The 20573-nt window shown below is 68.5% G+C and carries 18 protein-coding genes; 7 read left to right on the top strand and 11 right to left on the bottom strand.

Translation table 11 applies throughout. The features are described from left to right. From V6D00_13875 to V6D00_13840, 8 genes are all read right to left on the bottom strand, one after another. Window positions 1–1545 carry a hypothetical protein gene (locus tag V6D00_13875; protein HEY9900257.1) on the bottom strand — a complete coding sequence of 515 codons (1545 nt, stop codon included), beginning with the start codon at window positions 1543–1545 and terminating at the stop codon, window positions 1–3. 20 nt (window positions 1546–1565) lie between these two features. After that, complete coding sequence (locus V6D00_13870) at window positions 1566–3095, bottom strand: hypothetical protein (protein HEY9900256.1); 1530 nt, start codon at window positions 3093–3095, stop codon at window positions 1566–1568. Between the two features lie 9 nt (window positions 3096–3104). After that, window positions 3105–4823: a hypothetical protein gene (locus V6D00_13865; protein ID HEY9900255.1), complete on the bottom strand. Its 1719-nt coding sequence runs from the start codon at window positions 4821–4823 to the stop codon at window positions 3105–3107. 17 nt (window positions 4824–4840) lie between these two features. Beyond that, window positions 4841–6592 carry a hypothetical protein gene (locus V6D00_13860; protein HEY9900254.1) on the bottom strand — a complete coding sequence of 584 codons (1752 nt, stop codon included), beginning with the start codon at window positions 6590–6592 and terminating at the stop codon, window positions 4841–4843. 214 nt (window positions 6593–6806) lie between these two features. Further along, window positions 6807–7346 carry a DUF4332 domain-containing protein gene (locus V6D00_13855; GenBank protein HEY9900253.1) on the bottom strand — a complete coding sequence of 180 codons (540 nt, stop codon included), beginning with the start codon at window positions 7344–7346 and terminating at the stop codon, window positions 6807–6809. A gap of 126 nt (window positions 7347–7472) precedes the next feature. Next, entirely contained in the window at window positions 7473–8309 is an 837-nt protein-coding gene (locus tag V6D00_13850; protein ID HEY9900252.1) for a M23 family metallopeptidase, read from the bottom strand. Next, window positions 8306–8785, bottom strand: coding sequence for a transglycosylase SLT domain-containing protein (locus V6D00_13845; GenBank protein HEY9900251.1), 480 nt, complete (start codon window positions 8783–8785; stop codon window positions 8306–8308). The genes V6D00_13850 and V6D00_13845 overlap by 4 nt, the downstream gene beginning before the upstream one ends. Before the next feature lie 142 nt (window positions 8786–8927). Further along, window positions 8928–9866 carry a hypothetical protein gene (locus V6D00_13840; GenBank protein ID HEY9900250.1) on the bottom strand — a complete coding sequence of 313 codons (939 nt, stop codon included), beginning with the start codon at window positions 9864–9866 and terminating at the stop codon, window positions 8928–8930. A 101-nt stretch (window positions 9867–9967) separates the two neighbouring features. On the opposite strand from V6D00_13840, the gene V6D00_13835 reads away from it, so the two are divergent. The 7 genes from V6D00_13835 to V6D00_13805 all read left to right on the top strand — a co-directional run bounded on the left by V6D00_13835 (window position 9968) and on the right by V6D00_13805 (window position 17432). Continuing rightward, window positions 9968–11221, top strand: coding sequence for a cation:dicarboxylase symporter family transporter (locus tag V6D00_13835; GenBank protein ID HEY9900249.1), 1254 nt, complete (start codon window positions 9968–9970; stop codon window positions 11219–11221). 91 nt (window positions 11222–11312) lie between these two features. Next, window positions 11313–12353: a deoxyguanosinetriphosphate triphosphohydrolase gene (locus V6D00_13830; protein ID HEY9900248.1), complete on the top strand. Its 1041-nt coding sequence runs from the start codon at window positions 11313–11315 to the stop codon at window positions 12351–12353. A 6-nt stretch (window positions 12354–12359) separates the two neighbouring features. Then, complete coding sequence (dnaG, locus tag V6D00_13825) at window positions 12360–14195, top strand: DNA primase (GenBank protein HEY9900247.1); 1836 nt, start codon at window positions 12360–12362, stop codon at window positions 14193–14195. Between the two features lie 95 nt (window positions 14196–14290). Continuing rightward, window positions 14291–15310: an RNA polymerase sigma factor RpoD gene (gene rpoD / locus V6D00_13820; protein ID HEY9900246.1), complete on the top strand. Its 1020-nt coding sequence runs from the start codon at window positions 14291–14293 to the stop codon at window positions 15308–15310. A gap of 105 nt (window positions 15311–15415) precedes the next feature. Beyond that, the gene (locus V6D00_13815; protein ID HEY9900245.1) at window positions 15416–15799 is read left to right on the top strand and encodes a DUF2089 domain-containing protein; all 384 of its coding nucleotides are present in this window, start codon (window positions 15416–15418) and stop codon (window positions 15797–15799) included. Continuing rightward, window positions 15796–16992 (top strand): DUF4097 family beta strand repeat-containing protein, encoded by a 1197-nt coding sequence (locus tag V6D00_13810; GenBank protein ID HEY9900244.1) that lies wholly within the window; start codon window positions 15796–15798, stop codon window positions 16990–16992. The genes V6D00_13815 and V6D00_13810 overlap by 4 nt, the downstream gene beginning before the upstream one ends. Before the next feature lie 98 nt (window positions 16993–17090). Next, window positions 17091–17432, top strand: coding sequence for a c-type cytochrome (locus V6D00_13805; protein HEY9900243.1), 342 nt, complete (start codon window positions 17091–17093; stop codon window positions 17430–17432). 51 nt (window positions 17433–17483) lie between these two features. Here V6D00_13805 and V6D00_13800 read toward each other — a convergent pair whose 3' ends face one another. The 3 genes from V6D00_13800 to V6D00_13790 all read right to left on the bottom strand — a co-directional run bounded on the left by V6D00_13800 (window position 17484) and on the right by V6D00_13790 (window position 20484). Next, the gene (locus V6D00_13800; protein HEY9900242.1) at window positions 17484–18455 is read right to left on the bottom strand and encodes an EamA family transporter; all 972 of its coding nucleotides are present in this window, start codon (window positions 18453–18455) and stop codon (window positions 17484–17486) included. A gap of 101 nt (window positions 18456–18556) precedes the next feature. Continuing rightward, window positions 18557–19246 carry an ABC transporter ATP-binding protein gene (locus V6D00_13795; protein ID HEY9900241.1) on the bottom strand — a complete coding sequence of 230 codons (690 nt, stop codon included), beginning with the start codon at window positions 19244–19246 and terminating at the stop codon, window positions 18557–18559. A gap of 11 nt (window positions 19247–19257) precedes the next feature. Then, the gene (locus tag V6D00_13790) at window positions 19258–20484 is read right to left on the bottom strand and encodes an FtsX-like permease family protein (protein HEY9900240.1); all 1227 of its coding nucleotides are present in this window, start codon (window positions 20482–20484) and stop codon (window positions 19258–19260) included. Window positions 20485–20573 lie beyond the last annotated feature (89 nt).

Raw genomic sequence — 20573 nt, 5'->3', positions numbered from 1 at the left:
TTAAGGCTGCACGGGCGTGAGGCGGAACGGTTGCCACTGGCTCTGGCCGTAGTAGCCCGCGCCCCCGAAGGCCGTCCCCTGCTTGCGGAACTTGACCAGATAGGCGTACTCCCCGGGCGGCACGTCGGTTCCGACGCGATCGGGAGCCTCCTGGCCCGCTTGCCCGTTCCAGTCGACACCCCCGGCGGGCCCCCAGGCGGAGCTCCAGACCGGCTGGAAGATCGGCGGGCCGTCCGGGGAGTAGGAAGCCGAGGCGACCATCACCTGGTACTCGGCGTTGGGCGCGCCGGCCTTCGGAGCGAAGCCGAAGGCGTCCACCCCGGGGGTGAAGTCGTGCTTCGCGCTCGGACCGCCGATGGTAGGGAAGAGGTCCCAGCCCAGGTCGAGGCTCAGGGGCACCGGGCCGGCCTCGCCGACCTGCACCGGCTCGGACACGACGAGGGCGGCGAGCGAGGGGTCCTGGTAGCCCATCGAGGCGTCGTAGACCATCTGGTAGCTGCCGGGCATGAGGCCAAAGAACAGGCTGGTGCCCTGAGGGTCCCGCGTGGTGCCGGCGGGCACCGGCACGGAGGCCGAGCCGTCCCAGCGCCTGAGGCCGACCGGGAAGGGCATGGTCAGCGGGGCCCCGTTCCTGAGCAGCATCCCGGCGATCTGGATGGGAGCCCGCGAGAGGGTCGAGATGACCGCGCCGTTCTCGGTGAGCGTCTCCTTGATCGTCCCGTCGAAGGGGGTCACCCATCGATCGAAGGTGTAGAAGTGGCTCTGGCCGGCGATCTCGAGAGTGTTCGACCAGCGGAAGTGCCGAACCTTGTCGTGCCCCATGAAGGGCTCGGAGTCGATCCGCTCGGCATGGGCCGGCAGCTGATACCAGCTGCTGGACGGGTAGCTCACCGAAGGCTGGTTCCCGATCTGACGCTCGAGGTGATCCCGGTCGGCGGTGAAGACCAGCGGGGTCGTGCCCTCGGGGGTCACCAGCAGGAACGGCATCACCCGGCGCTCGCCGCTGGGCTGGCCGTTCCCGGCCCCGGCCCGGAACTCCGGATCGAGGCCGTCGTTCTGGTCGAAGGTGCGGTAGTCCCGGGTGTCCGGGCCGAAGGTGAAGCCGACGTCGGCCGCGGTGGAGCCGCCCACGGTCAGGGCGAACTGGGCCGCCGCCTGGACGCCGGGCAGCAGGTCGATCCACCGCGACTGGGTGTCGACGACCTGGTTGGTCACCACGTTCAGGGCCGAGACGGTGATCCGGGCGTGACCGGGCGCCAGGTCCTTGAACACCGCGGGCACCCCGCTCTGGACGTCGAGGGTCAGGGGGGCCGAGTCGGACTGGTACGGGAACTCCAGGCTGACGTGGATGGCGATCGCCGACAGGTCCACCCCCTGGGTCTGGTAGGCGCCCGAGTCGACGAGCACCTTCAGGCTGCTCGTCTCGCGGGCCGTCGCGCCGGCCTCGGGCCGCCCGGCGAAGAGGCTTCCGGGAAGCGCGGCGCAACCGCTCAGGGTTGCAAGGGAGAGGGCGAGCGTCGCCACGACGAGGGAACGATTCTGCATGCGCATGGGTCTCACTCTCCCTATTGACGTGCCGGCGAGGGGCTCGTGGGCGGCTCGAAGGCGACCAGGCGGTACTCGCGCGTCTGGCGCGCCATGCCCTTGCCCGCGTTCGCGGGATCCTGGTTCATGTAGAGGCTGACCTCGCGGATGCGGACGGGACCGATCCCCGGCACGATCCAGACGTCGCGCACCGTGGTGCCGTCCGGGCCGCCCTGCATGGTGTAGAAAAGGTGCTTGGCGTTCATCTGATTCCCACCGGGGGCGGCCACCACCTGATCGGGCAGGACCTGGATCCCCTGGGCCGCGGGTGCCGCGAGCTGCCGCAGGACACCCCACTGCCAATCCCAACGCACGTTGGTGGTCCAGCCCTGGCCCTGGTAACCCTGCTCGCCGGACGAGACGAGGGCATCGCCGTTGTCACCCGTGAGCTGCACGGTCATCGAGTGAGGCGGGCTGCTACCCTGGTCCCCGTAGGAGTCGACGATCTCGTAGACCCACTTCGACCCGCTCGCCGTGGGGATCCCGTAGGGGGCCACGCTCAGGTCGACCGAGGCCGTCGCCGCCGCACGGGTCGGCGCCTCGCCACCCTGCTCCACGGTCACACCGACCGCCGCCGAGGTCCCCCTGGGGATGGAGACGGGCACCCGGTTCGAGTTGACGCCGTCCACCGTGACCCCGAGGTACAGCTGCTGGGGGCCGCTCCCGTGGAAGTAGTTCCAGAGGGAATCGACGAAGTGCCAGCCGTTGTCCATGGTGGCGGGGATGGTGACCACGATCTGGGAGTCGGAGGCAACCGTCACGCTGGAGGGGGGCAGGTAGACCATGTTGCGGTACTGGTTGGAGTTGGGCCCGAAGGCCGAGCCCCACGCGTAGGTGCCCTCGCTCTCCAGGTAGACCCTGGCGGGCGACCAGTCAGGGTGGGACAACCCGAAGTTCTGGCCGTCCAGGACGATCCGGTCTCCGATCTTGAAGGCCGTCGGGTTCACCGTCGTGAGCCTCGGGGCCCCCTCGACCAGGATGTCCATCGCGACGACGGAGTGATAGCCCGCGATGACGTCCACCGTCTTGGTGACCTGGCCGACCGGCTGGCCCGCGCGGTCGAACAGCTCGGCCTTGAGGGTGACGTTCTCCTGCTCGGCGAGGCTCCAGCTGGAGCCTCCCAGCACGGGCGAGCCGCCCTGCTCATCCTTCGGGGGGTTCGGCGCCGGGCTCGGCGAGGAGTCGGGCCCAGGGGTGGGGCCAGGCGAGGAGCCGGGCTCGGGGGTGCCCGCGGCCGAGCGCTCGAGGGTGACGGTGTGGACCGACCCCGAGGCCTCGGTGAGGGTCACCACCGCGTAGGCCGCCCGGTCGGGGATGGCCTGGGCCGCGTAACCCGCGCGCCGGCCGGGCCAGTGGAGGTGGAGCTCCACGGTGCCGGTCCCGGTCGCGGGCCGGACCGCGTCGACCCGGGAGGGGGTCCCGAGGCCGCCCAGGGAGCTCGGGAGCGCGCACCCCGCGATCGCCACCGAAAGGGCCAGGAGGGCCAACTTGTGGAAATGCGTTTGCTTCATGGCTTTCACCTATCGCACCTCGACCTTGATCATGCCGTTCGTGTCGCCGGAGAAGAAGCCCGGCGTCAGGCGGTAGGACGTCTTCGTGGCATCCGGCTTCGTCGGGTCGGCGACCGTCAGCACAGGCCAGGAGGCCAGGCGGCTGAAGTCCACGCGGCCGAGACCGTCGATGGGCAAGTCGTAGTTGAGGGTCCCCAGGACCAGGTTGGAGGTGATGTCGACGAAGCTGGCCTGGACGTTCACCTTCGGCGGGGAGGTCTCCACGTGGGCGATGCCCTTCAGGCGCAGGCCGAGCGCCACGTCGTCCAGGGCGAAAGCCACGTCCGCCCCGGCGATCTCCGGCTTGCCGTTCACGGTGCCCAGGCGCTCCTGGACGCTCAGCGCCAGGTCGTAGTAGCCCGGCTGGCCGTCCTTGTCCCGCAGGCGCCAGTTCGACTTCAGCTGGCCACCCAGGAAGTCGTCAGCGGCCTTGATGTCGGCCGTGGCCGCGATCGTCGGCGTATGGGCGACGATCGCCGCGTGCGACGGCCAGTTGCTGGTCGGAAGGGGCGACTGGACCTTGGACTGGAGGAACTGGAAGAAGGCCGTGCTCGAGACGTCCCGGACCTGGTCCAGCTCGAGGTCCAGCGCGCCGCCCTTGGAGGCGAGGCCCTGGGGCGCGACGTCCGCGTGCAGCTTGGCCCGCCTCACGGTCCGGTAGTCGGGGCGCATGCCCCCCAGCAACACGATCGAGCGCGTGCTCAGTTCCGAGGCGCCGGCCTCGTAGCCCTTGGCGATCTGGGTGAGACCAGGCTCGGGGACCCAGGCATCGGCCTCGAGCTCGCCGGCAAGGTTCGCCGTCGTCAGGTCCTGCCCGGTCGGGGTCACCTTGAAGTCCAGGGCGTGCAGGCCCGTCTGGCCGCCACTGAAGGCGTAGGCCCCCTGGAAGCCCGGCCAGTACATGGCGCTCGGGGCGCCGTCCACGAGGTCGACGGCCTGGAACGGCGCGTCGACGAGCCGGAACGTCGGGTTCTCGAGGCTCTGGACCCGGTACGACAAAGGCTTGAACGTCGCGTCGGGCGCCGGCGAGGCGGACCTGTCGTCCCGGTGGTCCGGGAACACCCGGGCGATCGTCGCCTCGATGGCCGCCTTCAGCTCCTGCATCTCGGCCGACTGCTCGTACCCCGCGAGGTTGGAATAGCGCGCGGCCAGCTGGGGGAGGCTGTACAGCATCTCCAGCTCGCGAGCCAGCCGCAAGTCGAGACCCGACGGGCCGCCGCCCTGATCGACCAGGTCGAGGGCGATCGCCACGGGGGTCGAGGTGTTGTCGCGGATCGGGACCGCCAGGTGCTTGCCCTTGGCCAGCAGCTTGTCCGCCCCGTAGGCCTCGGCGAAGACGTCGACCTGTTTCAGGGCCGGATCGAGGGTGAATTTCGCGGTCCGCTCGAAGGTCCCGTCGGTGGGCCGGATCAGGACCTGGGACTGGATCTCGGTGCCGTCGGCCTTCTTGATGAGGACCTTGACGGCGTCGGGGTCGAACTGGGCCGCCTGCGTGCTCAGAGGCGCGCGGGCGGGCCAGCGGATCTGGAAGTAGAGGTTGCCGCCCCGCGCGACCGGCGCGCCAGGGAGCGCGGTCTCGGCCCCGGGGGCTTCGGGCTGGCTCCCGAGGCGGTTGGGGATCGCGGCGGTACAGCCCACCAAGCTCAGCGCCAGCACGAGCTCCCAGCGAAGGTATTTCTTCAATCTCACCTGCGGACTCCTTGCCACTACAACGAGGGGAAGATGATCTCGATCGGCGTCTCGGACTTGCGGAAAATCGGGATCTGGACGGTCGCGGAGGGCGTGGCGACCAGCCGGTTGGTCGGAGCAACGGGGAAGGTGGCCGTGACCTTCACCACGGCCGTGCCGCCCCCGCTGTTGGGCAGGGCGCGGACCGTCCCGTCCGCGTCGACCGACACCAGGTTCGGGGTCGTGGTGGTCCACTTCAGGTGGCTCGAGGCGCCCGACAGCGTCGACTCGTGGCGGTCGTTCCACACCATGCGGGTGTTCAGCTTGACGGAGGTCGTGCCGTTCAGGTTGTTGTCGCCGGGCACGGTGAAGTCGGCGGGCACCGTGAGGCTCGGGACCCCCGCCGGCAGGGCGGTCTGAACCGAGGTCACGCGCTCGGGAGTCGCCAGGAGCTGGATCGGCATGACCAAGGAGAAGGCGGAGGGCAGGATGGGCTCCGCCTTGACGTTGACGTAGCCGGGGCCGGCCGCCGGATCGATGCGCAGGATGCCGGCGCCGACCGAGATCTTGCCTCCCTGGTCACCCGCGGCGATGGACCACTTTGCCGCCGCGATCGCCGTCTGGTCGGACAGGACGGTCCGGGTCTTCATGATCGCGGCCCCGGGATAGGCGGGGTCGGCGACGGGCGTCCCGTTCACCACGAGCGGCAGGAAGACCTGGGTGGGGATGCCCGGCTCGAACTCGAAGCTCGAGACGGTCGGCATGGTGGGGGTCGGGGTGGCGACCGGGGTCGGGGTCGCCTTCGGGGTCGGGGTCGGAGCCGGGGTGGCGGCCACGAGCTGCTCCTGAGCCACCTTGGCCGCGTCCTCGCCGTCCTTCAGGGTCACCGTGACCGTCTCCTCCTCGCCGGAGGCCTTGAGGCTCACGGTGTCGTCGTGGCTCTGGTGGGCCTCCTCGACCGCATCCATCGGGCTGGGGACGTTGGCGAGGGCCGGATCGCTCTGCCGGGCCATGGCGATCGTCTTGAGGGCCAGGTCGACCGACACCGCGCTCCCCGCGTTGGTGTCCAGCAGGATGGAGGCCAGGATCTCGGCCTTGGCCCTGATGATCGTCTGGGTGGCGTCGACCGCCTTCTGGACCTCTTTGACGTCGATCGACTTGAGGTTCCGGAAATCCCCGCCGCTCTTCGCCGTGATGGCGGCCGTGACCACGGTCGAGGCGAAGTTGACCTGCTGGACGGGGGGGTTGTCCTTCTGCTCCTTGCCGACCTTGATGATCGTGCGGAACTCGCGGTAGGCCCCGAGCGAATCCACGAAGGGGGCGGTGATGTAGTAGACCTTGTTGAGGTCGAGCTTGAGGCGCACCCGGCCCTGCGCGTCGGTGGTGCCGACGATCTGCTGGCCGCCCGTGGTGCAGAGCGCGATCACCACCGAGTTGGGCACCGGCGCCTCGCTGTAGGCCGAATCCTCGGCCTGGACCCGGTACCCCGCGGCCTGCTGCAGGCCCGCGGCCTGCTGGAGGCCCGCGGCTTGCTGGAGGCCCGCGGCCTGCTGGAGCGCGGGGGCCGCGAGCGTGAGGGGAACCTCGGCCTGCAGCGGGGAAACCTTGACCGTGACCGGACCCGTTTTCTGGTCGGTGGTCGATCCGGGCGTTCCCGTCAGGCCGGACAGGGAGCCCATGGCCTGGGGGCAGCCGGTCAGGGCGAGGGTCAAGGCGAGGCCCACAAAGGCCGGGCCGCCCATCCTACCCACGTTCCGTCCCGCCTCTCGGCGGCTCTTAGGTTCTGACATGCAAGCTCTCCACTCGTGAAAAAGCGACGCGGCGGCTCGTTCGAATCGGGCGGCCTCGAGCGGCCCTCCGCATTGATACCCTCTCTTGCTCGATATTAGTTGGGACTTTCGTCCTATTTTGAAAAAAAAACGCAACATCGTCACAATCTAATCTCAATAGAAAAAAGGCACCCCCGATCGGGGGTGCCTCGGGCTAAAGAGCCTTCGCCTTCGATTAGGGCTGCTCGTCGTCGACCTGCTGGGCGATCGTCTTGGCCGCCGCGATCCAGGCGGTGATGCGCGTCTCGGTGGGGGTGCCGCCCTTGACGAAGGGCTGGGCGACGTTGTTGGCCGCCCAGACGCGCTCGGTCAGGTTCTTGGCGTTGCGCTGCGCCAGCTCCTTGACCGAGGCCACGCCGCAGGCCTCGAGCAGATCGGCCTGCTTGACGCCGACGCCGGAGATCCGCATCAGGTCGGCCTTGCGCGTCCAGCGCAGGACCAGCTTGTACGAGATGCCGGTCTTCTCGGAAAGCACCTGGCGGTCCTTGCGGGTCTTGGTCGCATCGAGGAACTTGGAGGTGGTGGAGAGGCCGGCCTCCTTGAGCTTGGCGGCGTACACCGGGCCGATGCCCTGCATGTCGATGATCGAGTAGGCGCGATCCGCTTCCGCATCGACGCTCTCGGCCACCGAGAGAGGCGAGCCCGAGGGAATGCCGCAGCCGGCCAGAGCGCCGAACGCCAGCATCGCGATAAGGGCCAAGCGAACCTGCTTCATCTCGATAACCTCTCTTTTCATCGTCCCATGACAAAGATTTAATCCTTACTTAATAGGTCTATCGCCCCTCTCGGGATCGATCTTGCGCGAAAAGCCGCACCTTGACCTATTAATGTTGAATCGTTATCACTTGAAGACGAGACGAGAGACGTCCTCGGCCCGAAAAGGCAGGCTCAAGGCCAGGCGCGGCCGCTCAACGAGCTCGCGCCAGTCGCCGCCGTGGCTGAAGTGTTCGGGCGCAAGCGCCGTGAGGGGCGGGATGAAGTTGGTCGCAAGCAGCGGATCCTCGGCGAAGGCCGCGAGCAGGTCGCGCTTGGCGATCCCGTCGTAGGGCAGGGCAAGATCCAGCTCGGAGCCGAAGTCGTAAGGGCGCGGATCCGTCGCTTCCTCCCAAAAGCCCGGCGACCCCTCGCCGGGAAAGGGATCGGCGGGCACCCCGTCGACGAAGAGCGCGAAGTGCAGGTGGGGCGGCACCAGGGGGAAGAAGCTCTCGATGGCGAGGCCGGAAGCGCCCGAGCGCGCGACGAGCTCCCCGCGCGCCACCTTCTGCCCCTCACGGACGAGCGCCTCGCTCAGGTGCTGGTAGACGGTGGAGTAGCCGCCCCCGTGGTCGATCCACAGGTAGCGCCCCCCCACGCTCTCGCTCCTCGCGCAGCGCACCACCCCCGCGGCGGCGGCGGTGACGGGGGTGCCCACGGGCACCACGAAGTCGGTGCCCAGGTGCTTGTCGTAGGTGAGCTGCCCCCCGCGCCAGTCGCGGCAGGTGGTGACGGCGAAGCGCATCGGGTAGGCGATCGCGCGGCAGGTGTGATCGAAGAAGGCGTAGACCGGCACGTCGCGCCCGGCCACGCGCAGGCCCAGGTAGGTGAGGGGCGCGCTAAGGGGCCTCAGCAGGCCAAGGGTGCGGGGGCTGAAGTCGATCGCCCGGAGCTTGGCCCCGGGCGCGTCGAAGGATTCGCTCATTCCCCCAGCAGGCGGCGGCTGTAGCCGGTGCGCCGCACGCCGCGGCTGGCCACGTAGATGGGGCCGTGCAGGTAGGCGGAGAGGCCCTTGTGCTTGTCGCCCTTGAACTCGCGGGTGTACTCGGCGAGGATCCGGCACCCGAACTCGAGGTTGGTCGTCGGGTCGTAGAGGTCCTCGCCGTGGCGGGCGTGTCCCCTGCGGATCTGCATCAGGCCCATGGCGTCGCCGGTGCGCTCGCGGGGGTCGAAGTCGCTCTCCAGCTTGATCAGGCGGGCGATGAGCAGCGGGTCGTGGCCGTACTTGGTCGCCTTGGCGTGGATGATCGGCGCGAAGCGCTCGGCCTTGGCGCGACCGTACTGCGAGGAGATGAAGCGCACGACCGGATCGTTCTTGGCGAGCGCGGGGGCCTGGCTCGCGGCGGTGGCGGGCAGGGCGATCCCGATGAGCAGCACGCTCAGGACGGCGAGTTTACGCAAGAACACCTCCTTGAAGCGTCTAACAAAGCTGTTCCATCAAGCCGCTCACAGCGGCCAAGCATGACACATGCCTGGCGTTGTTAGATGCTGTTTCAGAGGCTCCATTATACCATGCAGGCATGGGTTCTCTCTTGCCGCAGGGTTACGCCTTCGTTGCGGCGCCCACCGACGCCCGCTCTTCGGCCGCCCGGTAGAGGCAGGCGGGGTAGCTCGCGTGCAGGCGCGGGTCGCGCGGCGAGTCGAGCACGGTGACGGCGGCGCCCTCGACCGTGGCCCGGCCCTCCTCGCGGGCCGCCCCGTCGCGGGGGGTGCCGTGGGGGTCGGTGAAGCGGTAGCGGTAGCGCGAGACGAGGGTCCACTCGCTGCTGCCCACCCGGCGCAGGTGGGTCGCCTGCAGGGCGATCGCCCCCTCGCACACGTGACCCGAGGCCGCCAGGTGCCGATCGCGCAGCAACGCCAGCCCCAGGACGAGGATCGAACCGATCAAGGGCAGGATGCAGAGCGCGAGCACCACGAGGGCGACGACCTGCACGCGGGGGCCCACCAGGCGAGCAAGCGGCGTCAGGGCCAAGAGCCCCGAGACGAACAGCGCCGACCACAAGACGCGAAGCAGGATCAAGAGCCCCTTGATCGGCTCGGTGGTGCCCCTGAGGCCCGCCGGGCGCGGGGGCTCCGCCGCGAGCTCCGGCTCGGGGCGCCAGCCGGCGGCGCGCGGCGAAAAAGGCCGCTTTTCGGCCATGGCCTCGAAGGTCCGCGCCAGGTTCAGGTTGCCCTGGCTGCGGATCAGGGCCGGGGCGAAGACCCCGATCACGAGCAGCAGATCGAGGCCGTAGGCGAGAAAGGGGTCCAGGCGGTGGAAGAGGAGGGCCACCGGCACCGCCAGGGGCAGCAACCAGGCGGCACGGCCGAACTCGCCAAGGTTCGAGGAGCGCAGGAACTTGGCGCTGCCCGTGAGGTTCCAGCCGCAGGCGGCGCACCAGACGAGGGCCTTTTCGCGGGTGTAGGGCTGGGTGCGCATCGCGGCGCCGCAGGCGGGGCAGGGAAGGTCGGTGGGGCGGCCGAGAGAGGATGTGCTTGTCATGGGACCAATCATAGCAGAGCCCGCGCGTTGACAGGGCTGGACGGGGACGCTATCTTGTCGGGGTCCCTTCCCTGTTAATTGATAGGAGCCCCCCGACCGCCATGAAGCTCAAGCTGCCGGGCCTCGCCGTCCAGATCCTGCTGGGATTGATCCTCGGTGCCCTCTTCGGTCACTTCCTGCCCCAGGCCGGGATGAGCGTCCAGCCTCTGGGCGACGCCTTCATCCGCATGATCAAGATGATCGTCGTGCCCATCGTCTTCTCGACGGTGATCCTGGGCGTGGCAGGGGTCGGCGACCTCAAGCGGGTCGGCAAGCTCGGTGGCCTCTCGCTGCTCTACTTCGAGGTCGTCACCACGGTGGCCATCGTCCTCGGGGTGGGGTCGGCCTACCTGTTCAGGCCCGGCCACGGGGTCTCGATCGAGGGGCTCGCCAGGACCGACGTCTCGCAGTACACGGCCCAGCACCACGACTCGATCCAGATGCTGCTTCACATCATCCCGACCAACATCCTGCAGTCGGCAGCGCAGGGCGAGCTGTTGCCCATCATCTTCTTCTCGGTGCTCTTCGGGGTGGCCCTCGCGGGCGCGGGGGCCGTCGGGCGGCCGGTGGTGGACTTCCTTCACGGGGTCTCCGACGCCATGTTCAGGCTCACCAACATGGTCATGAAGGTCGCCCCTATCGGCGTCTTCGGCCTGGTCGCGGCCACCATCGGCAAGTACGGGATCGGGGTCCTCGTCCCCCTGGGCAAGCTGGTCGGCACCCTCTACGTCACCATGGCCTTCTTCGTGCTGGTGGTGCTCGGCGCGATCGCATGGTCGGCCAGGATCCCCTTCTTCCGCCTGCTTCGCATGCTCGGGCCCGAGATGCTGCTCGCCTTCTCGACGGCCTCCTCGGAGACGGTGCTGCCCCGCATCATGCAGAAGCTGGAGCGCTTCGGCTGCCCCAAGGGGATCGTCTCCTTCGTGATCCCGACCGGCTACACCTTCAACCTGGACGGCTCGAGCCTCTACCAGGGCCTCGCGGTCGCCTTCATCGCCCAGGTCTACGGCCTGCACCTGAGCTTCGGCCACCTCGTGTCGATCGTGCTGGTGCTGATGCTGACCTCGAAGGGGATCGCGGGGGTGCCGGGGGTGTCGTTCGTCGTGCTGGCCGCGACCCTGTCGAGCACCGGCCTGCCGGTCGAGGGCCTCGCCCTGATCGCGGGCGTCGATCGCTTCATGGACATGGGCCGCACGGTGGTCAACGTCATCGGCAACAGCCTCGCGGCCTGCGTGATCAGCCGGGTGGACGGCGGCTTCGACGACGCCAAGCCCGCCCTGGTCTCGGCCGATCTCCCGGAGCCCGCCGCGGTCTGAGCCACCCCGGCGGGCCGGACCTTGCTGCGATCGCCTGAGGGTGGGACAATCGTAGGCAGCCCCCGAGTACGAACCCACCGGAAGAAGCGCCATGATCGATCCGACCGCTCCGCAAGTGCCCGGCCTCTACATGCGCGAGCAGCAGGAGGCCTTCGAGGCCGCCTACCTCTCGCCCAAAGCCGCCCAGGCCGCAAGGACCCGCGGCCGCCAGAAGCCCGAGACGCCGTGCCCCTACCGGACGGACTTCCAGCGCGATCGCGATCGCATCGTCCACTGCAAGGCCTTCCGCCGCCTCAAGCACAAGACCCAGGTCTTCATCTCGCCGGACGGCGACCACTACCGCACCCGGCTGACCCACACCCTCGAGGTGTCGCAGGTGTCGCGCTCCATCGGGCGGGCCCTTCGCCTCAACGAGGACCTGATCGAGGCCATCTGCATGGGCCACGACCTGGGGCACCCGGCCTTCGGCCACACCGGCGAGCACGCCCTGGCGCGCTGCGTGCCGGGCGGCTTCCAGCACAACGCCCAGAGCCTGCGGGTCGCGGACGTGCTGATGAACCTCAACCTCACCGATGAGGTGCGCAACGGCATCCGCTGGCACACCGGCGTCGAGACCCCCTACACCCTCGAGGGCCAGATCGTGAAGATCGCCGACCGGGTGGCCTACCTCAACCACGACGTGGACGACGCGATCCGCGCCGGGATCCTGCGCTTCGAGGACCTTCCCGCGCGCTACCGGGCGCTGGGCACCAGCCACGCCCAGCGCATCGGCGCCATGATCCACGACCTGGTGGTCTCGAGCTTCGGCCAGGACACGATCCGGATGAGCCCCGAGATGTGGGACATCCAGACCGAGCTGCGCATCTTCATGTTCCAGAAGGTCTACCTGGGCTCCGAGGCCAAGGCCGAGGAGGGCAAGGCCCGGCGGCTGGTCACCGACCTGTTCACGCACTTCATGGAGCAGCCCGCCAGGATGAGCGCCGTGTGGGGCGAGGCCTACGACCCCCAGAACCACACCCAGCACGTGGTCGACTACGTGGCCGGCATGACCGATCGCTACGCCCTGCGCATCTACGAGGAGATCTTCATCCCCAGGCCCTGGACCATCTTCGGCAAGAACGGATCGCAGTAGCGCCCCATGAGCAAGGACTTTCCCGGAGGGCTCGATCCGGTCGAGCTCGTGCGCGATCGCGCCGACATCCTCGAGATCATCGGCGAGAGCGTCGTGCTCAAGCGATCGGGCCGCAACTACACGGGCCTGTGCCCCTTCCACGGCGAGAAGACCCCCTCCTTCAACGTCAACCCGGAGAAGCGCATCTTCCGCTGCTTCGGGTGCGGCGAGGGCGGCGACGTCTTCGCCTTCGTGATGAAGCAGCAGAACCTCGGCTTCCGCGACGCCCTCAAGGTGCTCGCCGAGCGCTACGGCATCGCCGTGGCCGAGTCGGACCCCATGGCCGACGAGCGCAAGCTGCTGAGACACGCCAACGAGCTGGCAGCAGCCTTCTACCGGCGCACCCTCGCCGAGGATCCGGCGGGAGAGGACGCCCGGGCCTACCTGGCCCAGCGCGGGGTAAACGCCGAGTTGCAGGAGAGGTTCGGCCTGGGCTACGCCCCGCGCGAGTGGGACGCCCTGCACCGCCACCTCACCCACCAGGGCGTCAGCGCCAAGGTCCAGGAGGACGCGGGGCTGGTCCGGGCGCGTCGAGAAGGGAACGGCTTCTACGACTACTTCCGGGGGCGGGTCATCTTCCCGATCACCGGGGATCTGGGGCAGGTGATCGCCTTCGGCGCCCGCGCCATCCACCCGGGCGACGAGCCCAAGTACCTCAACAGCCCCGACACGCCCCTCTACCACAAGGGCCGCCACCTCTATGCCCTGCCCATCGCCAAGGAGGGGATCAAGCGCAAGGACCGCGCCCTCCTCATGGAGGGGTACATGGACGTGATCGCGGCGCACCGCGCGGGCTTCACCGAGGCGGTGGGCGTGCTGGGCACGGCCCTGACGCCGCCCCAGGCCAAGAGCCTCCTGCGCTACTCCAAGCGGGTGGTGGTCTCCTACGACGCGGACAAGGCCGGCCAGGCCGCGACCGACCGCGGGATCGCGACCCTCGAGGAGGTGGCGGGCTCGGCGATGCTGGACGTGCGCGTGCTGCGCATCCCCCAGGGCAAGGATCCCGACGAGTTCCTCAGGAGCCACGGCGCCGAGGCCTTCGAGGAGCTGGTCGAGGGCGCCACCACCCTCATCCAGTACCAGCTCGACCGCGCCATCGAGGGGGCCGAGGGGAGCCTCGACACCCCCGAGGGCAAGGAGGCCGCCGTCCAGGCGTGCAAGAAGATCCTCGGCCGGGTCTCGAGCGCCGTCTTGCGCGACGAGTTCTACGCCCAGCTCGCCAAGCGCCTCGACGTCAGCCGGGATGCCCTCTCACTGGAAATCGGGAAAGAGTTCCGGCATAATAGAGCACCCCGCAGGTCGACCGGCACCCCCCTGGCAAAACGGAACGGTTTCCGTCAGGCCGAAGCGGATCTCTTGACCCTGATGGTCGAACATAACACCGTCCGACAGGACGTCTCCGAGCACTTGGCGGGCATCCCCTTCACCGACGAGGACTGCCAATGGCTCAGAGAGACGATCGAAGCCTGGCCGGCCGACAAGGAATTGAGCTGGGAGGCGTTACTTACCGAATACACTGGGGAACAAGAACAGGGGTTCATTTCCCGCCTCGCCTTCGGCGCGGACTCGGAGAAATGGCACGACGTGGAGCAGGCTGCGACCTCGATCATCCACACCATCGCGATCAGCTTCTGGACCCAGGAGCACGACACCTGCAAGGAGCTCCTGGAAGCGGCGATCCGCGAAAGCGCTCCCCCGGACGAAATCAACGAAGTTTTGCGGCAGTACAAGCATGCGCTCACGCGCAAGGAAGACTTAAAATCGCGCAGTGGTAGCGTGTTGCCGACCCACAAGATGGGGTAACCAGAAATGGGCGCACCATCCGGGAACCAGCCGCTGCCTTGTGACCATCCCTATCCTTTGTCGACGGTGAGGGTGGACCTACGGAGATGAATAACTTGGCCAACAAGACGGAAAGCCTCAAGGACAAGAGCCACGCGACCGTGGACGACATCCTGGAGGTCTTCCCCGAACCGGAAGAACCCCACGACGAAGCCGAAGATCTCATGGATCAAGGCCTCGAGCCCTCGGAGGAGCCGAGCGAGCAAGGCGACGAGCCGACGCTCGATCTCTCGATCCCCAAGGGGGTCTCGACCGACGATCCCGTCCGCATGTACCTGCGCGAGATCGGCTCGATCCCCCTTTTGAGCCCCGCCCAGGAGATCGAGCTCGCCCGCAAGATCGCCGCCGGCAACGAGCGCGCCAAGCGCAAGCTCGCCGAGGCCAACTTGCGCCTGGTGGTCTCGATCGCCAAGAAGTACGTCGGGCGCGGCATGCTCTTCCTGGACCTGATCCAGGAGGGGAACCTGGGTCTGATCCGCGCGGTCGAGAAGTTCGACCACGAGAAGGGCTTCAAGTTCTCGACCTACGCCACATGGTGGATCCGCCAGGCCATCACCCGCGCGATCGCCGACCAGGCCCGCACCATCCGCATCCCGGTGCACATGGTCGAGACGATCAATCGCCTCAAGAAGGTCTCGCGCAAGCTGGCGCAGGACCTGGGCCGCAAGCCCAGCGAGGAGGAGATCGCCAAGGAGATGGAGGTCACCGTCGAGAAGCTCCGCGAGATCATCAAGGTCGCCCAGGAGCCCATCTCCCTCGAGACCCCCATCGGCAAGGAAGAGGACTCCCGCCTCGGCGACTTCATCGAGGACCGCGAGACCGAGGCCCCGGTCAACGCCGTGACCCACGAGCTGTTGCGCGAGGACATCAACGACGTGCTGAGCACCCTCAGCTCGCGCGAGCGCGACGTCCTGCGCCTGCGCTTCGGCCTGGACGACGGCCGCAGCCGCACCCTCGAGGAGGTCGGCCAGCAGTTCGGCGTCACCCGCGAGCGCATCCGCCAGATCGAGGCCAAGGCCCTGCGCAAGCTGCGCCACCCCAACCGCAACAAGCGCCTGCGCGAGTACATCGAGTAGGCTACTTCCCGAAAAAGCAGGGGCGCCGTCATCGGCGCCCCTGCTTTTTGCTGCGATCGATCACGGGTCTTTACTTTTTCAATTTCATGCTTTAAATTCTCAAGCATGAAATTGAACCAGTTCCCTTCCCGCTGTCCCGTGTGCTCCGACGCCCTGCGCGTGACCGAGCTGGCCTGCCCCGGCTGCGACACCAGCATCCGCGGCACGTTCGGCCTGCCCCTCCTGGCCCAGCTCCCCTCGGACCTGCAGGAGTTCATCGTCACCTTCGTCACCTGCCGCGGCAACATCCGCGAGGTCGAGAAGGCCCTCGGGGTCAGCTACCCCACCGTCCGCAACCGCCTGGAGAGCGCCATCGAGGCCCTCGGGCGCACCACTCCGACCACCCCCCCGAGCGCTTCGCCGAATCGTTCCGAGATCCTCGCCTCCTTGGAGCGCGGGGAGCTCAGCGCGGCCGAGGCGATCGCGAAGCTAGAGGATTTGAATCCATGAACGACGAACGCATGAAGGTCCTGACCATGCTCGAGGAGGGCAAGATCAACGCCACCGAGGCGGCGACCTTGCTTGCCGCCCTCGGCCAGTCCGCGCCCGCCGCACAGCCTGCGAGCACTTCTTCCGCCGCGCCCGAGGCGCCCATGTCCATCGCCCACCAGCTGGCCCCGGCCTTCGAGCAGGTCAACAAGGTCCTCGATCGCCTTCCCGAGCAGATCGCCACCGAGCACCTGCCCAAGGTGGGCAAGGGCGTCAGCCGGGTGGTCGACGTCCTGTCGGGGCTGCTCAACCAGGGCCTCGGCATGATCGAGAGCCACCTGCAGCCCACCCACACCTTCGAAGAGACCCTCGAATTCAACGAGACGGCGGACCTTGCGGGCTTCGACGTGCAGAACACCCACGGCACCATCCGGCTGATCGGCGAGGACCGCGAGGACGTGGCCGTCAAGGTGGTGGCGCACATCCCGGGTGCCACCGTCGAGGCCGCCCAGGCCTTCTTCGCCGAGCACCCCGTCTCGCTGCGGCGCGAGGGCGCCCAGCTGAAGCTCACGCCCCCGGCCTCGCTCTCTCAGAGCCACCCCATCGGCGCCCTGATGATGCGCCACCGCTACGACTTCGAATGCCGCCTGCCCCGCCACCTGGTCCCCCAGGCCGCGAGCATCAGCGGCGACCTGTACGCCGACGGCCTGCGCTTCTCGGGCCACGGCAACCTCAAGACCGTCTCGGGGGACATCCAGACCCAGGGGATCGAGGGCAACCTCTCGCTCAACACCGTCAGCGGCGAGCTTACCGCCACCGACTGCGCCGGCCACATGGACGCCCGGGCCATCAGCGGCGACATCGTCCTGCGCAAGGCCTGGCTCTCGGGCAGCGCGAGCACCGTCAGCGGCGACATCGACCTGGACGGCAAGCTGTCGGGCGACATCAAGCTCAAGAGCATCAGCGGCGACATCGAGGCCGAGCTCGAGGCCGCCTTCGCCATGAGCGCGAGCACCACCTCGGGCGACATCGACGTGCGCCTCTTGCCCGGCTCGATGGGCTACGTGGACGCCTCGACCCGCTCGGGCGACCTGGAGATGAAGCTGGACCTGAGCGAGACCATCTTCGCCAAGCGCCACATCAAGGGCAAGCTCCACAGCGGCACCGCCGCGCTCACCTGCTCGACCATCAGCGGCGACGTCACCCTTCGATAAGGCGCCACTTCCGCAGCCCGCTGGCTTATAATGGAGCAGGGAAGCTGTCGTCTTGAAGCTCCCTTGCCCCCCATTCTTCTCAACAAGGAGATTCACCCTTGGCACGTACCATCGCCATCATCGCCGCGGCGATCGCCCTGACGGCGACCGTCGCCCCCAGCGCCCACGCCGCCGGCAAGGGCCTCGACCTGATCAAGAAGGGCGACTGCATCGCCTGCCACACCTTCAAGAACTCTGAGCCCAAGAAGCTCGGCCCCAGCTACGAGGCGGTCGCCAAGAAGTACAAGGGCAACAAGAAGGCCCCCGCCATGCTCGCCGACAAGATCAAGAAGGGCGGATCGGGCAACTGGGGCACCATGGCCATGACCCCCCACCCCGCGCTCTCGGCCGGCGACCTCAACGCCATGGTCGACTGGATCCTCAAGGAAGGCGGCAAGTAAGCCTCTCCCCCAGGAAAAAGCCCCCGGATCGCGCGCGATCCGGGGGCTTTTTCAGCGGGCGCTGCCGCTCAGCTCGGCGCGCGGCGGCTCGGCGGCGAAGGGCTCGGGGGCCGGCTCCTCGCGGCGGGCTGGCTTGGCCTTGCCCTCGGCCAGGCTCGCTCCCCACAGGCCCGCGAGCAGCGCCGCCATGCCGGCCCACTGCAACGGCCCGAGGCGCTCGTGCAACAGGCCCACGGCCCCGAGCAGGATCCAGACCGGGACCAGGTTCATGAAGTGGGCGGCCTTCGCCGCTCCCACCCGCTGGAGACCCTCGCTCCACAGCAGGAAGGCCACCACCGTCCCCAGCAGGGACAGGTAGCCCACGACCCCCCAGCCCACGGGCGGCAGGGTGGCGAACTTCGTGAAGCCCCCCTCCCACGCAGCGAACGGTAGGCTCGAGACCGCACCGGCCAGCGCCGTCACCGCGGTGAGCATGCGCGGCGAGTAGCGGCCCGCGAAGCGGGCGGAGAAGAGCAAGTAGCAACTCCAGAAGGCGGCGGCCAGCAGGATCATCCCGTCGCCGACGAGGCGCGACGCGCCGGATCGGTCACCCGCCGAGGCGAGGAAGAGCATGACCAGGCCCGCCCCCGAGACCCCCAGGGCCGCGAGCTTGGCGCGACCGTGCCGCACCCCCATGAAGACGGTCGCGATCAAGGCGAGCAGGATCGGGGTGGCCGCGGGCGCCAGGACCGCGTCCCCCGCCGGGGCGAAGCGCAGGCCGGCGAACAGGCAAGCGTTGAAGAGGGTGCTGCTGAAGAGGCCGACCAGGATCAGCATCGGGAGGTCCTGGCGCCTGAGCGTCCGGAACTCGCCGGCGGCGAGCGGCAAGAGGAGCAGGGCCGCCCCGCCGTAACGGGCGAAGGTGACGGTGAAGGGGGGCAGGTGAGGCGCCAGCAACTTGCCGGTGCTGAAGACGCCGCCCCAGCAGAGGGTCGCCAGGATCAGTTGCGCGAGCGGAACGGCTCGCCTGAGGGCTTGTGACAAGGTGACGGGGCGCTCCTCTCGCGATTCAGGACGCCTCCAGTTTAGGCCTCATCCGCGAGCGCTGTCTCATCTCCAGGGCAAGTCGCAATCAATCTTCACCGTCAAGCGAGAGCAGGCGCGGCATCGAGCCGGCCGTCCGCGATCCGGACCACCCGCCGCGCCTGCTCCATGATCCCCGGGTCGTGGGTCGCGAAGACGAAGGTGATGCCTTGCTCCTCGTTGAGGCGGCGCATCAGGGAGACGAGCTCGGCGCCCGTGCGCGAGTCCAGGTTGGCCGTGGGCTCGTCGGCGAGCACCAGGCTCGGCCTGGCCACCAGGGCCCGCGCGATCGCCACGCGCTGCTGCTGGCCGCCCGAAAGCTCGTCCGGGCGATGCCCTGCATGATCCGACAGGCCGACCTTGGCGAGCATCTCGAGGGCGCGTTGCCTGGCCTCGGCGGCGGGGACGTCGCGCAGCTCGAGGGGGAAGGCGACATTCTCCCAGGCGTTGAGCATCGGGATCAGGTTGAAGGTCTGGAAGACGAAGCCCAGGTGGCGGCGCCGGAACTCGGTCAGCTCCGGCTCGCTCTTCTTGCCGATCTCCCTGCCTGCCAGGCGCAGCTTGCCTGAGGTCGGGTGGTCCAGGCCTCCGATCAGGTTCAGCAGCGTGCTCTTGCCGCTGCCTGAACTGCCGACGAGCGCCACGAACTCGCCCTTCTCGATGCTCAGGCAGACGGAGTCCAGCGCCGTGACGACGTTGGCGCCCATCCGATAGGTCTTGGTGACGCGATCCAGTTCAACGACGGGGGGCATGCGGATCCTCCTCAGTTGGAACGAAGGGCCTTGATGGGATCGAGCCCCGCTGCCATGCGGGCGGGGAAGTAGTACGCCACGACCGAGCCGATGACGCCCGCCGCGACGAACAGCGCGAGCAGCCCCGGGCTGAAGGTCGGATACAGGGTGGGGAGGTTGCCGACGGGGCCGCCCATCCCGAAACCGGGGTTGGGAATCCCCTTGATCGAGAGATAGTAGGTGAGTCCGCCGCCGATGAGGGCCCCCAGGGTGCTGCCGATGAGCCCGAGGAAAAGGCCCTCGACCAGGAACAGCCCGATCACTTCGCCCGGGCGCATCCCCATGGCCCGCATGGCCCCGATCTCACGGAAGCGCTCGGAGACGCTCATGATCAAGGTGTTCATGATCGACGGGACGAGGCTCAAGAGCATCACCAGGGCCACCAACTTGGGAAGATGCTGCATCCGCCGGATGGGCTCGAGCAGCTCCCGGTTGAGGTCCTCCCAGGTGAGGACCTCGTAGCCGCGCTTGGGCGGAAGCTCCGCTCCCAGGGCCCCGGCGAGCGCCGCGACCTGCTCCTTGCGGTGCAGCAGGACCCCGATCTCGCTCACGCGCTCGGGCATCGCGAGCAGGCCCTGCGCGTCCGCGAGGCCGAAGTAAGCGACACTCGCGTCCAGGCTCGGAAGCCCGGTGCGGAAGATGCCGACCACGCGGTAGTCCCGCAGCTTCATCTGGCCGTCAGCGTCGCTCGCGGCGACGGTGACGCTGCGTCCCAGGCGGGTCTTGAGGTCCTCGGCCAGCTTCTGCCCCAGCAGGACCTCGGCGGGTCCGACCGGCATCCGTCCCATCACGTCCTGGCGCTTCAGGACGCCCATGGTCTCTTCCCGGGCGGGGTCGATCCCCTGCCCGAGAACCCCGAAGGAGCGAGCGCCGCTGCGGATCATGCAGGCGAAGCGCAGGCGTGGCGCGCTGGCCGAAACTTCCGGATGCTTGCGCAGCACGGCCGTCACGGCGGCCTCGTCCGTCAATGCGAGGGCCAGGGGCATCGCCCGGGCCTCGTCCTGGTAGCCCCTGGCCTGGATCTTGAGGTGGCCCGACTGGGTCCGGACCATGTGATCGAGGCTGCCGCCCAGCAGGCCGTCCATGTAGCCCATCATCAGGAAGGACACGGCAAGCCCGATCACCAGGCCGAAGGCGTTCTGAAAGGTTTGACGGCGCTTGCGCGAGAGGTTTCGCCAGGCCAGCTTCAGGAACTTCATGGCATCTCCTTGCGTGTCGGATCCGTGCGGTGAAAGAAGTAAGACGCCAGGACGGCCACGAGCCGGTCCAGCAGGAGGTAGCCCACCCC

The organism is Pantanalinema sp. (assembly GCA_036704125.1).
Taxonomy (GTDB): Bacteria; Cyanobacteriota; Sericytochromatia; order S15B-MN24; family UBA4093; genus JAGIBK01.
Note: the sequence above shows the minus strand (reverse complement) of the source record. Positions and strands in the feature narration are given on the sequence as shown.